The 15,673-nt window shown below is 33.3% G+C and carries 20 protein-coding genes; 19 read left to right on the top strand and 1 reads right to left on the bottom strand.

The features are described 5' to 3' along the window. Positions 1-274: 274 nt before the first annotated feature. The 10 genes from BM289_RS01620 to BM289_RS01570 all read left to right on the top strand — a co-directional run bounded on the left by BM289_RS01620 (position 275) and on the right by BM289_RS01570 (position 8,744). Positions 275-1,180 carry an NADPH-dependent FMN reductase family protein gene (locus BM289_RS01620; protein WP_091490324.1) on the top strand — a complete coding sequence of 302 codons (906 nt, stop codon included), beginning with the start codon at positions 275-277 and terminating at the stop codon, positions 1,178-1,180. A 17-nt stretch (positions 1,181-1,197) separates the two neighbouring features. After that, positions 1,198-2,331, top strand: coding sequence for a dialkylresorcinol biosynthesis protein DarB (locus BM289_RS01615; RefSeq protein ID WP_091490322.1), 1,134 nt, complete (start codon positions 1,198-1,200; stop codon positions 2,329-2,331). After that, complete coding sequence (locus BM289_RS01610; RefSeq protein ID WP_091490319.1) at positions 2,331-2,762, top strand: hotdog family protein; 432 nt, start codon at positions 2,331-2,333, stop codon at positions 2,760-2,762. The genes BM289_RS01615 and BM289_RS01610 overlap by 1 nt, the downstream gene beginning before the upstream one ends. Positions 2,763-2,765: 3 nt before the next feature. Further along, the gene (locus tag BM289_RS01605; protein WP_167365368.1) at positions 2,766-3,233 is read left to right on the top strand and encodes a hotdog family protein; all 468 of its coding nucleotides are present in this window, start codon (positions 2,766-2,768) and stop codon (positions 3,231-3,233) included. Between the two features lie 322 nt (positions 3,234-3,555). Further along, complete coding sequence (locus BM289_RS01595) at positions 3,556-3,960, top strand: flexirubin biosynthesis protein DarG (protein ID WP_091490314.1); 405 nt, start codon at positions 3,556-3,558, stop codon at positions 3,958-3,960. Beyond that, complete coding sequence (locus tag BM289_RS01590; protein WP_091490311.1) at positions 3,961-4,959, top strand: BtrH-related acyltransferase DarH; 999 nt, start codon at positions 3,961-3,963, stop codon at positions 4,957-4,959. A gap of 62 nt (positions 4,960-5,021) precedes the next feature. Then, positions 5,022-5,720 carry an ABC transporter ATP-binding protein gene (locus BM289_RS01585; RefSeq protein ID WP_167365367.1) on the top strand — a complete coding sequence of 233 codons (699 nt, stop codon included), beginning with the start codon at positions 5,022-5,024 and terminating at the stop codon, positions 5,718-5,720. Continuing rightward, complete coding sequence (locus BM289_RS01580) at positions 5,710-6,993, top strand: ABC transporter permease (RefSeq protein ID WP_167365366.1); 1,284 nt, start codon at positions 5,710-5,712, stop codon at positions 6,991-6,993. The genes BM289_RS01585 and BM289_RS01580 overlap by 11 nt, the downstream gene beginning before the upstream one ends. After that, positions 6,968-7,417, top strand: a complete 450-nt coding sequence (locus tag BM289_RS01575) for an acyl-CoA thioesterase (protein ID WP_091490305.1) — start codon at positions 6,968-6,970, stop codon at positions 7,415-7,417. Before BM289_RS01580 ends, BM289_RS01575 begins: the two co-directional genes overlap by 26 nt. A 187-nt stretch (positions 7,418-7,604) precedes the next feature. Beyond that, on the top strand, positions 7,605-8,744 hold the full coding sequence (locus tag BM289_RS01570; protein ID WP_091490303.1) for a beta-ketoacyl-[acyl-carrier-protein] synthase family protein: 1,140 nt from the start codon (positions 7,605-7,607) through the stop codon (positions 8,742-8,744). 13 nt (positions 8,745-8,757) lie between these two features. Here the strand turns inward: BM289_RS01570 and BM289_RS01565 are convergent, their stop codons facing one another. Beyond that, positions 8,758-8,943, bottom strand: a complete 186-nt coding sequence (locus tag BM289_RS01565; RefSeq protein WP_091490300.1) for a hypothetical protein — start codon at positions 8,941-8,943, stop codon at positions 8,758-8,760. Positions 8,944-9,016: 73 nt separating this feature from the next. Between BM289_RS01565 and BM289_RS01560 the strand changes: the two genes are divergently transcribed. The 9 genes from BM289_RS01560 (at position 9,017) to BM289_RS01520 (ending at position 15,673) form a co-directional block, all read left to right on the top strand. Continuing rightward, the gene (locus BM289_RS01560; protein WP_091490298.1) at positions 9,017-9,628 is read left to right on the top strand and encodes a hypothetical protein; all 612 of its coding nucleotides are present in this window, start codon (positions 9,017-9,019) and stop codon (positions 9,626-9,628) included. 20 nt (positions 9,629-9,648) lie between these two features. Beyond that, positions 9,649-10,266 (top strand): 3-oxoacyl-ACP synthase, encoded by a 618-nt coding sequence (locus BM289_RS01555; protein ID WP_091490295.1) that lies wholly within the window; start codon positions 9,649-9,651, stop codon positions 10,264-10,266. A gap of 2 nt (positions 10,267-10,268) precedes the next feature. Then, positions 10,269-10,526 carry a phosphopantetheine-binding protein gene (locus tag BM289_RS01550; RefSeq protein ID WP_068841663.1) on the top strand — a complete coding sequence of 86 codons (258 nt, stop codon included), beginning with the start codon at positions 10,269-10,271 and terminating at the stop codon, positions 10,524-10,526. Between the two features lie 132 nt (positions 10,527-10,658). Beyond that, positions 10,659-11,858 carry a beta-ketoacyl-[acyl-carrier-protein] synthase family protein gene (locus tag BM289_RS01545; protein ID WP_091490293.1) on the top strand — a complete coding sequence of 400 codons (1,200 nt, stop codon included), beginning with the start codon at positions 10,659-10,661 and terminating at the stop codon, positions 11,856-11,858. Then, positions 11,858-12,922: a beta-ketoacyl synthase N-terminal-like domain-containing protein gene (locus tag BM289_RS01540; protein ID WP_091490290.1), complete on the top strand. Its 1,065-nt coding sequence runs from the start codon at positions 11,858-11,860 to the stop codon at positions 12,920-12,922. The genes BM289_RS01545 and BM289_RS01540 overlap by 1 nt, the downstream gene beginning before the upstream one ends. A 68-nt stretch (positions 12,923-12,990) precedes the next feature. Continuing rightward, the gene (locus BM289_RS01535) at positions 12,991-13,695 is read left to right on the top strand and encodes a polysaccharide deacetylase family protein (protein WP_244165301.1); all 705 of its coding nucleotides are present in this window, start codon (positions 12,991-12,993) and stop codon (positions 13,693-13,695) included. A gap of 119 nt (positions 13,696-13,814) precedes the next feature. Beyond that, on the top strand, positions 13,815-14,441 hold the full coding sequence (locus BM289_RS01530) for a flexirubin biosynthesis/transport protein LolA2 (protein WP_091490702.1): 627 nt from the start codon (positions 13,815-13,817) through the stop codon (positions 14,439-14,441). Next, positions 14,407-15,042, top strand: coding sequence for a flexirubin biosynthesis protein LolB2 (locus BM289_RS01525; protein ID WP_091490284.1), 636 nt, complete (start codon positions 14,407-14,409; stop codon positions 15,040-15,042). Before BM289_RS01530 ends, BM289_RS01525 begins: the two co-directional genes overlap by 35 nt. Positions 15,043-15,079: 37 nt before the next feature. Then, positions 15,080-15,673 carry a porin family protein gene (locus tag BM289_RS01520; RefSeq protein ID WP_091490282.1) on the top strand — a complete coding sequence of 198 codons (594 nt, stop codon included), beginning with the start codon at positions 15,080-15,082 and terminating at the stop codon, positions 15,671-15,673.

The raw sequence follows: 15,673 nt of genomic DNA, 5'->3' as shown, positions 1-15,673 counted from the left end.
AAGCGATAGTGAACTTGCAAAGCGATTCACAAATTTTCGCTAATTATTGGAATAGTATTTTTACTTAGAATTACTACTTTTTTTGTAAAATCATAATCTTTATGAATCATAATTCGTGAAATAAACAGTATTCATAATTTAATCAAAATCATTCATCACGATTGTATTTACTAATTCGTGAATTCGTGGCTTAAAAAAAGCGTTAGTCAAAACAAGAAAATTTGTTTAAATAAAATTTAATTACTTTTGTTCGCAACCTAAGCAAGTAACCTAAATGAAAAATGTCCTAGTTATTTATTATTCTCAATCAGGACAGCTAGAAACTATTGCACGAAACATTGCAAAACCGTTTTTAAATGATGAGAATATAAATGTAACTTTTCACGAAATACAACTGGAGAAACCTTTTCCTTTTCCATGGAACAAGGATTCTTTTTTTGATGCTTTCCCGGAATCTTTTTTACAGATTCCCACAGCATTAAAACCAGTTCCGGAAGAAATTGTAAATACAAAATTTGATTTGATACTCTTTCATTATCAGGTTTGGTATTTATCGCCTTCTATTCCTATCAATTCCTTTTTGAAAAGTGACGATGCCAAAAAATTATTGAACAATACTCCTGTTATTACCATAAGCGGTTCAAGAAACATGTGGATTATGGCGCAGGAAAAAATCAAAGCCTTATTAAAGGAGGCAAATGCCAATTTGGTTGGAAATGTAGCTTTGGTAGACCGCGTTGGAAATTTAATCAGCGTAATCACCATTGTAGAATGGATGTTTTCCGGAGTTAAAAAAAAATATTTAGGTATTTTTCCGCTTCCGGGAGTTTCAGATAAAGACATCGAAGAATCAAGTCAGTTTGGAGAAATTATGCTGGATTCTTTCAACAAAAATAGTTTAACCACCGATTTACAGCCAAAATTAGTAAACGCGGGAGCTGTAAAAATTAGTTCTTACTTAGTGACTGTTGACAAAACAGCCAATAAAATTTTTAATAAATGGTCAAACATCATTTATAAAAATCAAAAAAAACGAAAACAGCTTCTAAAAGTATTTAATGTTTATTTATTCCTTGCAATTTGGTTAATCTCACCAATAGTGTATATATTGCACTTGATTTCCTACCCTTTTAAGTTAAAAACCATAAAAAGAGAAACTCAATATTATCAAGGAGTTTAGAAGACTATTTTTAGATTATGTTTGAAGTATATATTACAAAAGCTGCAAAATATTTGCCAAATGAAGCTGTTTCTAACGATGAAATGGAAGCCTATTTAGGTCTTATCAACGATACTGCTTCAAAAGCAAGACGTATTATTTTGCGCAATAATAAAATTACAAGCCGATATTACGCTGTTGACAAAACAGGTAAAAGTACACACAGCAATGCCGAATTAACACGTAATGCTATTTTACCATTATTCGACGAAAATTTCACACCGCAGGATTTAGAAGTACTTTCATGCGGAACCTCAACTCCGGATATTTTCCTGCCTTCGCATGCTGCGATGGTACATGGTTTACTAAAAAATAAATCGGTAGAACTAAACTCTTCAACAGGAGTTTGCTGCGCTGGAATGAACTCTCTTAAATTTGGTTTTCTTTCTGTGCGTTCCGGAAATTCAAACAATGCCATCTGTACAGGTTCAGAAAAAGTTTCGACTTGGCTGAATGCTCAAAAATACAATCACGAAGCAGAAAATTTAAAAAATCTTGAAGAACAACCTATTATTGCTTTCAAAAAAGATTTCTTAAGATGGATGCTTTCGGATGGTGCTGGTGCTTTCTTATTAGAAAACAAACCACGCGGACCAATCTCCTTAAAAATCGAATGGATGGAAGCTTTTTCGTATGCTTACGAATTAGAGACTTGCATGTATGCGGGAGGAGACAAATTAGAAAACGGAGAAATCAAAGGCTGGAGCGATTATGCACCAGAACAATGGTTGAACGAATCTGTTTTTTCAATCAAACAAGACGTAAAATTATTAGATGAATTTATCCTTTCGAAAGGTGCGGAAAGCATGAAAGAGGCAATGGATAAAAACAACATCAAATCGGAAGATATTAATTATTTCATTCCTCACGTTTCTTCTAATTTCTTTGTGGAAGGATTAAAGAAAGGATTAAGCGAAAAAGGAATTGGAATGAGTGACGAAAAATGGTTCATGAATCTTTCAAGAGTGGGTAATGTAGGTTCTGCCTCAATTTATCTGGCACTGGAAGAATTAATGAATTCAGGGAAATTGAAAAAAGGAGATCATATTCTTTTATCAGTTCCTGAAAGCGGAAGATTTTCTTTTGCTTATGCGTATTTAACAGTTTGCTAATGGAAACAATGACTTCTTTAGAAAAAGAAATGGTAGAAAATTTACTACCGCAAAAGTTCCCTTTTGTGATGGTCGATGCGATGTATTCTTATACCGAAACTTCTTTGGTTTCGGGTTTAAAAATTCAGCAGGATAACATTTTTGTAAACGATGAACTTTTTCTGGAAGCAGGTTTAATTGAACACATGGCACAGTCTGTAGCATTGCATACGGGTTATCAATATTTTTTGAGAAACGAAATTGCCCCAACAGGTTACATCGGTTCTATTAAAGAAATTGAAATAAAAAAACTGCCTCGATTAAACGACAACATTCAATCTGAAGTAACTATTTTACAGGAATTTGCCGGGATTACTTTGGTGAATATCGTAACAAAATTAAATAACGAAGAAATTGCAAACGGACAAATGAAAACCGTTTTAGCCAAATAATATATGATTTTGAATACCGGAGTTGACATACAAAATTATTTACCGCACAGAGCACCAATGCTTATGGTGGATTTGATTTTGGATATTGATTCCAATTTCGTAGAAACCATATTTTTGATAAAAGAAGACAATATTTTTGTTCAAAATAATGTTTTTATCGAAGCGGGTTTAATTGAAAATACGGCGCAGACCTGTTCGTCTATTGTTGGAAAAAAATATTTTTTTGACGAAGACGGAACAGAAAATGAGAACGTAAATGTAATTGGATTTATAAGTGCCTTAAAAAATGTAAAAATTCATTCGTTGCCTAAAGTCGGCGATACTATAATTACTAAAGCAAATTTAATTTCAAAATTCGCTGGCGACGATTACACATTATGCACGATGAGCTGTCAAAGCTCAGTCGAAGACCAGATACTCTTAGAATGCGAAATTAATTTGTTCATTCAAAAAACAGTTTCGGTTGAATAATTCAAAAAAAATTATTTTACATCTCGTAATCCGAATCGGAATTCTCGTTCTTTTGCTTGGGTTGGTTTTCTTATTTTGGTATTTCACTTACGACCCTCATAAATATTGCGACGAAACCGGACACAGACATGTTGACGGCGGTTTAGGATTTTTTGTCCTGATATTTTTGATAACCCAAATGTTTTATTTGGGATTACTAATAGAAATGATTTATTTATTCATAAAGAAACAGCGAACCTTAGCTTTCGCCAATCTTGGATTTTTAATAATTAGTTTATGTATAGTTGTAATCTGTATGTTCCTAATCAATTAAATTAGCAAAATGGAAAAAGATAAAGTACCACAAGATACCAGCAACTTAACGAAAAACAACGTTAAAGAACTTTTGTACGCAACAGATGAAAATGGAAATTACACCACAACATTGAGTACAGGCTGGGAACCAAAAACAATCGCACTTTCGAATTCGATCGATGAAATAAACGAACGTATTGCCGATGCCAAACAACAGGTTCTAAATGGGGAAGCAAGTCCGATTGTGTATTTTATGGAAGTCAATAAAATGGATCTTACTATTTTATCCAGTTATGTAGGATTTTGGAAATGGCGCGTAAAAAGACATTTTAAACCGAGTGTTTTTGCAAAACTAAACGATAAGATTTTAAAAAAATATGCTGATACTTTTGAAGTATCAATTGAAGAATTAAAAAACAGCATTACCCAATAAATGGAATTAACTTTCACACATCATCAGTCTGCTCATTGCGAGAATGGAGTAGCGTCAAATCTGCTAAAAAACAGCGGACTAAACATCAGCGAACCGATGGTTTTTGGTATTGGCTCAGGATTATTTTTTGTATACCTGCCTTTTATCAAAGTGAATTATGCACCGGCAATAAGTTACCGAACTTTGCCTGGACAGATTTTTAATAAAGTCGCCACTCGTTTAAATTTAAAAATAAAAAGACAAAAATTTTCTTCTGTTTCAAACGCTAACAAAGCTTTAGATGAAAATTTAAAAAATAATATTCCAACAGGATTACAGGTTGGCGTTTACAACTTAAGTTATTTTCCAGATGAATATCGTTTCCATTTCAACGCACACAATTTAGTTGTTTACGGAAAAACCGATACTGATTATTTAGTAAGCGATCCTGTAATGGAAACCGTTACGACTTTAACCCACGAAGAACTGGATAAAGTCCGTTTTGCCAAAGGAGCTTTTGCACCACGTGGTCAAATGTATTATCCAATTCAGATTCCACAAAACGTTGATTTAAAAAGCGCGATAATTAAAGGAATTAAAAATACTTGCCGTGATATGTTGGCACCAATGCCAATTGTAGGCGTTCGCGGCATCAAATTTGTTTCCAAGCAAATTAGAAAATGGCCGATAAAACACGGAACCAAAAAAGCCAATCATTATCTGGCGCAAATGGTTCGTATGCAGGAAGAAATTGGAACCGGAGGCGGTGGTTTCCGTTTTATTTATGCGGCATTTTTACAGGAAGCTTCGGTTATTTTAGGTAACGAAGAACTGAAAGAACTTTCTAAAGAAATGACAAAAATTGGAGATTCATGGCGAGATTTTGCTGTTGAAGCTTCGCGAATTTATAAAAACAGAAGTGCCAAAGAAGATGCTTACAATACTATTGCCGATGAACTTTTGGACATTGCCAATAGGGAAGAAATCTTTTTCAAAAAATTAAAAAAAGCGATCAGCTAAAATATATTTTGCAGTCCATAATTAAAATAGAATCCCTGTCGAAAAAGTACAAAAATGCAGAAATGTATTCTTTGAACAATGTTTCGCTGGATATAACTCAAGGGCAGATTTTTGGGTTACTTGGTCCAAACGGTGCTGGAAAAACAACCTTAATCTCCATGCTCTGCGGATTAATAAAACCAACTTCTGGACATTTTACCATTGATGGTTTAGATTATCAGCATCATTCTTCAAAAATTAAAAAAATTATTGGTGTTGTTCCTCAGGAATATGCCTTATATCCTACTCTTACAGCCAGAGAAAATTTGCTTTATTTTGGCAGTATGTATGGTTTAAAAGGAAATGATTTAAAAGACAAAGTAATCGAAACTCTGGATCTTTTAGGGCTTTTAAAATTTGCCGACAAACAAGTACAAACTTTTTCAGGCGGAATGAAACGCCGTGTTAATCTGATTGCCGGAATTCTGCATAATCCAAAAGTTTTATTCTTAGACGAGCCAACTGTTGGTGTTGACGTTCAGTCTAAAAATGCAATTATCGATTACTTAAAAGTATTGAACCAAAACGGAACAAGCATTATTTATACTTCTCATCATTTGGCTGAAGCCGAAGATTTCTGCAGTAATATTGCCATCATCGATCAAGGACAAATTTTTACTAAAGGAACTCCTTCAAGTTTAATTGCTTCTGTTGAAGATGCCCGAAATCTCGAAGATGTTTTTATTTCATTAACCGGTAAAGCTTTGAGAGATGCTATATAAAATTTGGATGTCGGTTGTGAAAGAATTTTTACTGCTTAAACGTGATTTAGGCGGTTTGATTATTCTGTTTGTAATGCCATTAGTTTTGGTTATCACTGTGACTTTAATTCAAGACAGCACTTTTAAAACGGTAAGCGATTCTAAAATTCCGATTTTATTGGTTGACAATGACAAAGGTTCTGTTTCAAAAACTGTTTTTGAGAATTTAGAAAAAAGCAATTTATTCAGTGTTGTCACGCAGATTGACAACAAAGCTATTACAGAAGATGTTGCCAGAGAAAATGTCCACAAAGGAAAATTTCAATTGGCTATTATAATTCCAAAAGATTTAAGTACAGATTTACAGGCCAAAGTAGATCAAAATGTAGAAAAAATTGTCAGCAGTTTAGGAATGACGGACAGCACTGCATCAGCCGAACCTCAACGCATTATAAAAGAAAAAGAAGTAAAATTATACTTTGATCCTGCGGTACAAATGAGTTTCAAAAATGCTGTCATGAGTTCTATCGACAAAATGATTTCGCAGATTGAAACCAAATCCATTTATACTACTTTTCAAAATCAATTAGGTGAAGGAACTACTGATTTTGAACAGAAAAGTTTTATTACTTTCAAAGAAATAATTCCAACGATTAATAATAAAGAAGTACGTCCAAATTCAGTACAACACAACGTTCCGGCCTGGACACTTTTTGCGATATTTTTTATTGTAATTCCGTTATCCATCAATATTGTAAAAGAAAAATCACAGGGAACTTTTGTGCGGTTAAGAACCAATCCGGTTTCTAATGTTGTTGTGATTATCGGAAAAACGATCACTTATTCTGTCATTTGTATGATTCAGTTTTATATGATGGTTGCCGTTGCCGTATTCTTATTTCCATCCATAGGATTGCCTTCTTTAAATATCGAAGGACATTTGTTTTTAATGAGTGTCGTTGCCTTATTTTCAGGTTTTGCCGCTATCGGATTCGGAATTTTATTGGGAACAATTGCAAGCACGCAGGAACAATCGGCTCCTTTTGGTGCAACTAGCGTAATTATTTTAGCTGCAATCGGTGGTATTTGGGTTCCTGTTTTTGCCATGCCAAGCATCATGCAGATCATTGCCAAATCTTCTCCAATGAACTGGGGATTAGAAGCTTTTTATGATGTTTTGTTGCGCAACGTTTCATTGTTAGAAATTATTCCTGAAATAAGTTTATCCTTTTTGTTTTTTATTCTCACATCAGCCATCGCATTATTTTATGATCAAAAGAAAAGAGCAGTTTAAAGAAGCCACGAACCTAACCGTTTCCCACGAAATCAGAATTCGTTTTAACGAAACTGATCCGCTTGGAATTGTTTGGCATGGCAATTATATCACCTATTTCGAAGATGGACGTGAGGCATTTGGACGTGAACATGGATTAACGTATTTGGATATTGCAAAAACGGGTTATACAACCCCAATTGTAAAATCGACCTGCGAACATAAATTGTCATTGCGTTATGGTGATGTCGTAACAATAGAAACCACGGTTGTTGACACTCCCGCAGCTAAAATGATTTATCGTTTTAAAATTATTGATGACAAAGGAGAAGTAGCCTGCACAGGCGAAACCACTCAGGTTTTTTTAGATGCAGCAGGAAATTTAATGCTGACGAATCCTCCTTTTTATGAAGAATGGAAAAGGAAAGTTGGGTTGTTGAAATAAAACACGAATTGCACAAATTAGCACGAATTAATTTTCGTTTTCCTGCAAGGTTTCCAAAACCTTGTAGGTATAAATAATTAAGATTGATACAAATCTGCGTGAAATCATTTTTGAAGATAACGCTTTTAAATAAAAAACATACCTACAAGGTTTTGGAAACCTTGCAGGAGAAATCGAGAATCATAAAATGTTAAGAGAAATATACATTACAGAAACCAATTGCATCACACCTCTGGGTTTTGATGTCGAATCAAATGTTGAGGCGATTCTTCGCGGCAATTCTGGCATTCAGCTTCATAGTGACATTTCCTTAATGCCCAATTCATTTTATGCTTCGATTATTTCTGATGAAAAAATAAACAGTGCTTTTTCAAAAATCAGTAATAAAACAAAATATTCCCGTTTAGAGAAAATGATGATTTTGGCTTTAGAGCCGATTTTCAAAAATTCGCGTATTGAATTGAATTCAAAAACTGCTTTTATACTTTCGACGACAAAAGGAAATGTAACCGCTTTAAAAGAGAATTCAGAAGAAAATTTTAATAACGCACATTTAGATGTTTTAGCCCAAAACGTTGCCAATTTCTTCGGATTTCAAACACAACCCATTGTAGTTTCAAATGCCTGCGTTTCTGGAATTTTAGCCGTTTCTGTTGCCAAAAGAATGATTCAGTCTGAACTTTACGACAATATTTTTGTTGTTGCCGGAGACGAAGTTTCAGAATTTGTTTTATCTGGATTTAATGCGTTTCAGGCGATGAGTGAACTGCCTTGTAAACCGTATTCTAAAAACAGGACTGGCGTAAGTTTAGGCGAAGCCACAGCAGCCGTTTTAGTTTCGGCGGAAGCCAAAAATGCTAAAATTAAAGTAATCGGCGATAGTTCTATAAACGATGCAAACCATATTTCCGGGCCGTCAAGAACAGGCGAAGGTTTGTTTCGAAGTATTCAGAATGCTTTGAAAGAAGCTCAGATTGAAACTGATAATTTAGATTATATTTCAGCTCACGGAACTGCAACGCCTTATAATGACGAAATGGAAGCCATTGCTCTAAATCGTTTAGGCTTACAGAATGTTCCCGTAAATAGTTTAAAAGGATTTTACGGTCATACTTTAGGTGCTTCAGGATTATTGGAAACTGTAATTGCGATAGAATCAGCGAATCAAAATACACTTTTTGAATCGAAAGGTTTTGATGAAATTGGAGTTAGTGAAAAGGTAAATGTTATTGAGAAAAATGAAGAGGCGACTATTAAGTATTTTTTGAAAACGGCTTCTGGATTTGGAGGTTGTAATACGGCTGTGGTTTTTGAGAAAGTGAATTAGATAATAATATAAACTATTTAGTAAAGAATGCTGAGCCGTTTAGTTCTCTTTCTTTCAAAATAGTATCAACAATTTTAATGATTTGTATTTTTGAAACATCTTGATCTTCTAAAGCCATTGTAGAATATACAGTGTCAACAAGAACTTTTGATAAAAAGCTTTTTTGTTTTAATAGCGGATATTTTTCGTAGAATTTCATAAGGTATCAAATCTATAAAATTTAATTCCAACTTGTAAATAAATCTTACAAGTTCAACATTATTAATAAAAAAATGAAACTATCAAAATTTATATTTATAACTCTTGTTCTTATTTCATCTTTTGGATGTAAAAAGAAAGAAGTGTCTGAATCTAATTTTGAAAAAGAGGTTTTAAATAGTGTTTTTGTCGAAATTGTAGATTCTATTTATATGGATCGAAGAATTATGTATCCGCCACCAATGCCAAAGATCGATTTCAAAACGAATAAAAAAGATACTATTGGCTATCATGATAAATTAAAAAGATATCAAATTGAACAAGATTCTATTAAAAATGACAAAAACAAAATTTTAATTGGTGTTCACGATTTTATAATTAGTAATAGAGTCAATGATGAAAAATTTGATTTGACACCATTCAAAAAAAACAAAAAATTTGATTTTCAATATACCTCTAAATTTCCTGAGGAAATATATTGGGACATAAACGATAAAAAAAGCAAAATGCCGGTTGGCACTATTACAATTCATAAAATTCATTTCAATAAAACTAAAACATCAGGAATTTTAGAAGCAAGTGCTTCATGCGGAGGTGGAAAATGTGGCAGAGGATTTGAAATTACAATTGAAAACAAATCTGGAAAATGGCATATTTCAAAAATTATTGACACTTGGATTTCGTAATAGAATTTTCATAATAAACAATGACTCAAAACAAAACCAACATACAATCCTACATCACCATTCAAAACAACGAAATTGTTTTGAACGGAACTTCTGTTTTCAAAATTGAACCAACAGATTTTGCTGATTTCTCTAAACAAGCCTATCGTAATTTTGAAATGCAGTATCCAAAGTTTTTCAAAATGGATGCTTTGAGCAAACTGGCTTTTTTAGGATCAGAATTACTTTTGAGTCCGATAACTTCGACAGAAGAAGAAAATAATATCGCTTTGGTTTTAGCCAATAAATCGTCAAGTTTAGATACTGATGTAAAATATCAGGAATCGATTTCAGATAAAGAAAACTATTTTCCGAGTCCGGCAGTTTTCGTTTATACACTGCCAAATATTTGTCTGGGCGAAATAAGTATCCGTCATCAGCTGAAAAGTGAAAATTCTTTCTTTATATTTGACACCTTTAACACAGAATTTATGTCTAATTATTCTAATATTCTTTTGAATACGAATAAAGCAGATATGGTTTTGTGTGGCTGGGTAGAGTTTTTTAAAGACGATTATAAAGCTTTTCTTTGCACCATCAGCAAGGAAGAAAACACAAAATTTACAAACGAAACTATCAATACATTATACAATAAATAAGCATGGAAGCATTAAAAGAAGAATTGAAAAACAAAATTATCACGACTCTAAACCTTGAAGATATTGCAGTAGAAGACATTGCTGATAACGATCCTTTGTTTGGAGATGGTTTAGGTTTAGACTCAATTGATGCACTTGAATTGATTGTGATTTTAGATAAAGATTACGGAATTAAATTAGTTGACCCGAAAGAAGGAAAAACTATTTTCCAGTCTATCGAAACTATGGCAGCGTACATTAGCGCCAATAGAACGAAATAAATTGTAGATTTTAGACTTTAGATTTTAGATTTCCAACTGGAATCTAAAATTTAAACTGTTTTAAAATCCTTCAACTTTGTCAAAGTTTTGAACTTTGACAAAGTTTCGAGAATCTAAAATCATAAATCTAAAATGACAAAAGGTGTTGCAATAACGGGAATGGGAATTATCTCAGCAATCGGGAATTCGGTTGAGGAAAACTTTCATTCGCTAATCGAAAATAAAATCGGGATTTCCCGTATCTCCAATATTTCTACAGTTCATGCAGATGTTATCAAAGTCGGCGAAATTAAAAAAACCAACGATGAATTAATCGCCGAACTGGAGTTAAACAGTGATAATAATTTTTCGAGAACTGCTATGATTGGTACTTTGGCAGCAAAACAAGCTGTTGAAAATGCCGGCATAACCAATATCAACGAATTTAGAACAGGACTTATTTCGGCTACAAGCGTGGGCGGAATGGACATGACAGAGAAACATTATTACGATTATTTCGAAAAACCGGAATTGGTTAAATATATTACCTGTCATGACGGCGGTGATGTTGCCGAAAAAATTGCGGAAGAATTGGGTTTAAAAGGAATGGTTTCTACTATTAGTACCGCTTGTTCATCTGCAGCAAACTCAATTATGCTGGGCGCTAGATTAATCAAAACCGGAAAACTGGATCGTGTAATTGTAGGCGGAGCCGATGCTTTGTCAAAATTCACCATCAACGGATTTAAAACTTTGATGATTTTGTCTGACGATTACAACAAACCTTTTGACAACAACAGAAAAGGATTAAACCTTGGCGAAGCCGCAGCTTTTTTGGTTTTAGAATCGGATGAAATTGTTGAGAAACAAAATAAAAAAGTGCTGGCAAGAGTTTCTGGTTATGGAAATGCAAATGATGCTTTTCATCAAACTGCTTCTTCTGAAAACGGAGACGGCGCTTATCTGGCAATGAAAAAAGCTTTTGAAGTTTCGGGTTTAAAACCTTCTCAAATTGATTATATCAACGTTCATGGAACAGCAACGCCTAACAACGATTTATCTGAAGGAAGAGCTTTACGAAGAATTTACGAAGACAAAAAAGTGCCCGATTTTAGTTCTACAAAACCTTTTACCGGACATACATTAGCAGCTGCAGCGGCAATTGAAGCTGTTTATAGCGTATTGTCTATTCAAAATAATGTGGTTTATCCGAATTTGAATTTTGAAACGCAGATGGAGGAATTCGATTTGACACCACAGACCTCTTTAAAAAATACAACCATAGAACACGTTTTATCTAACTCTTTCGGATTTGGAGGAAACTGTTCCACCCTTATATTTTCAAAAAGCTAATGACAAAAAAAACATATATAAATGGAGTAGGCTGTATTTCGACTCAAAAAACATTTGATACTGTTTTTTTGGAAGAAGCCAATGTAAATCACGATGAAAATGTATTGGCAATTGTTCCGCCGGCATACAAAGAATATATTTCGCCGGCAGCAAGCCGAAGAATGGCTAAAGGAGTAAAAAACGGAATTGTTGCTTCTGCCCTAGCCATGAAAGATGCTAATGTAGAAAGTGTTGATGCTATCATTACTGGAACAGGTTTAGGGTGCATCGAAGATTCTGAAAAGTTCCTGAAAAGTATTTTAGATAATAAAGAAGAATTCCTAACTCCGACTTCTTTCATTCAATCTACTCATAATACAGTTGGTGCTCAGATTGCACTTTTACAGCAATGTAAAGGTTATAATTTTACCTATGTAAACGGTGCGGTTTCTTTTGAATCGGCTTTGATTGATGCTAAAATGCAGATTGAAGAAGACGAAGCGAATTCCATTTTAGTGGGAGGCGTTGACGAAAACGGAGATTATACAACTGCTCTTTTCAAATTAAACGGACGCATTAAAGCCGATAATACTGCGCCTTATGATGTACTGACTTCTAAAACAAGTGGTGCCGTTTATGGTGAAGGTGCCAGTTTTTTTGTTTTAGAAAATGAAAAAAAAGACAATACTTACGCTGAACTTTTAGATGTTAGTATTATAAATACTTTGGAAGTAAACGAAGTAGAATCTGAGATTAAATCTTTTTTGAAATCCAATCATTTAGAAATTTCAGATATCGATGCTTTAGTTTTAGGTTTTGACGGAAATGCGAATTTTGAAAATTATTACAGAAATCTCGCTGAAAATGCCTTTGCCCAAACTCCTGTTTTATATTACAAACATTTGAGCGGCGAATACGATACGGCTTCGGCTTTTGCTTTTTGGATGGCTTCTAAAATTTTAAAAACACAGGAAGTTCCGGAAATTGTAAAAGTAAATTCGGTGACAAAACCAGCTTACAAAACCATTTTATTGTACAATCAATTAAGTGGCAAAAATCATAGTTTTACGTTACTATCCAAATGATAACGCATAAAAACATCTCGATATTTTTCATCCTTTTATTGCTTTTAATGTTTATTGCAAACTTTATTATGCCAATAAATATATGGTATTATTGGGCTGTAGTTTTTCTTTGGCTTGGAATAAATGCTATTGGCTCTTCGAGAATTTCTTCTAATTATCATGTAAAAGCCTATTGCAGTAATCCATTAGAAACAGAGCAAAAAATTGCGCTTACTTTTGATGATGGGCCAAGCCCTTATACTTTAGAAGTTTTAGAGCTTCTGAAAAAATATAATGCCAGCGCTACTTTTTTCTGTATTGGAAAAAATATTGAAGCGCATCCTGAAATTCTTCAAAAAGTAATTGATGAAGGGTATTTAGTTGGAAATCATTCCTATTCTCATTCTAAGTTTTTTGATTTTTATAATGCAAAACAAATCAGGGAGGAAATTGAGAAAACAGATACACTCCTGGAAAAATTCACTTCCAAAAAAATCAACTTTTTTCGTCCGCCTTATGGAGTTACAACTCCTTCGATTAGAAGAGTATTAGAAAAAACAAATCACAAAGTTATTGGCTGGAATATTCGTTCACTTGATGGAGGAACAAAAAATCAGGAATTGATTTTAAACCGAATTACAAAACGAGTTTCTCCCGGCGGAATCGTACTTTTGCATGATACAGGCAAACACTCTGTTTTGGTCTTGGAACAGTTTTTGCAATTTTTACAGCAAAATAATTATCAGGTCGTTTCGATTGAAGAACTTTTGAATCTTAAAGCTTATGGAGATTGAACGCGGATGAAACAGATTCGCTATCGCGAAGACGCGGATTTAAACGGATTTTATTAAATTAAAAATTCGCAAAAATTGGTGCAATTCGTGGCGAAAAAACAATGCACAATTTAAAAAATATGAAAACTAAAATATCCCTACTAATCCTTTTTATTTCAGGCAGTTTATTTGCTCAGGAGCAAAAAATGACTGCTGCAGAAATTGCGCAATTTAAAGAAGACGTAAATGTGGTTGCCAAAAAAATCAAAACACTTAGTACCGATTTTGTTCAGTACAAACATTTGGATTTTCTTTCGAAAGATATTGAAACATCCGGAAAAATGGTTTTTAAAGAACCCGCTTTGCTTCAATGGCAATACAAAAAACCATACAATTACAGCATTACCTTTAAAAACGGAAAAATCCTGATTAATGACGAAGGAAAGAAAAGCGCCGTTGATATTGGCAACAGTAAAATCTTTGCCCGCATCAATAAATTAATTGTGGGAAGTGTAAGCGGAAACATGTTTGACGATAAAGAATTTACGATTTCGTATTTCAAAGTGAAAGGTCAGAATCTAGCAAAGTTTATTCCGAAAGATGCGACGCTAAAAAAATACATCAAGCAAATTGAACTGACTTTTGACAAAGAAGAAGCAACTGTTGTTCAGGTAAAATTATTAGAGTCTTCAGAAGATTATACCCGAATTGTACTTAAAAATAAAGTGATCAATGCAAAAATCGACGATTCAGTTTTTACTAATTAATTTCGTTTTAGCTCTTGTATTCGTTTCCTGCGGTTCGGTTACAAAAAACTATACGCCTAAAAAATTAGACCAAACGTCTTATACGGTTCCGTATTTCTCCGATTCAAAAACCGATTATGTTTATAAAACTAATATCAGCGTTTACGGAAATGAGTTATCCGGAATTTTCATTGCCAAGAAAATAAACGACACTACGCATCGTGTTGTTTTCACTACAGAATTCGGAAATAAATTAATGGATTTCGAAATTTCAGAAAACGATTTTAAAGTCAATTCCATCGTTTCAGAATTAGACCGAAAAATATTAATCAATACTTTAAAAGAAGATTTTCGTTTGCTTTTAAAAAAGGAATATTCGATTCAGGAACAGTTTGAAAATGAGTCAGCTAAAATTTATAAATCAAAAGACGGTAAACGCGACAACTATATTTTCATCTCCAAAAAAGATCAAAAACTGGAAAAGATTGTTCATGCTTCTAAAACAAAAGAAAAATTTACACTGCTTTTCAGTTCAGAAAACAATATTTTTGCTGAAAAGATTCAGATAATTCATCAAAATATTAAGCTTAAAATCGAGCTGAATTATTTTAAATCAGAATAAAAAATTAAACTAATAATAAACTTTAAATCAATTCGAAATGAGAAATTTTGTGGTAATTGCATTTGTTTTGTTCTTCGGGATTCAATCTTCAGAAGCGCAAGTAAGAGTTAGTCCGGGTTTAAGAGGCGGATTAAATATCTCCACTTTAACCAATATAGATGATAATAGCTCTAAAACTGATTTTTATATTGGTGGACTGGTAGATATTAGATTTAATAAATTTTTCTCTCTTCAACCAGAGATAAATTATTCCAGACAAGGTGATGAAGGAAGGTATTTTGAAAACGGCCGTTATTATTCTGAAAAGTATGAGCTAAATTATATAACACTTGGAGCAGTTGCAAAGTTTAACTTTAACGGTGGTGGTTTTCACATTTTAGGAGGTCCTTCATTGGATCTTAAAGTTAGTGATAATTACATCAATACGAATCCAGAAGATTTTGACTTTGCCATAGTTGGAGGAGTTGGTTATACATTACCAAACGGGCTAACTTTTGAAGCCAGAATCAAACAAGGATTGGTAGATATTTATGGTTATGATTATTATAATAACGACGGATATTATACTAATGATGCAATTTTAAATCAAGTTTTCCAGATTGGAATAAGCTATAAATTTAAAACGAAGTAA

It is taken from the genome of Flavobacterium phragmitis (assembly GCF_900112575.1).
GTDB classification, from domain to species: domain Bacteria; phylum Bacteroidota; class Bacteroidia; order Flavobacteriales; family Flavobacteriaceae; genus Flavobacterium; species Flavobacterium phragmitis.
Note: the sequence above shows the minus strand (reverse complement) of the source record. Positions and strands in the feature narration are given on the sequence as shown.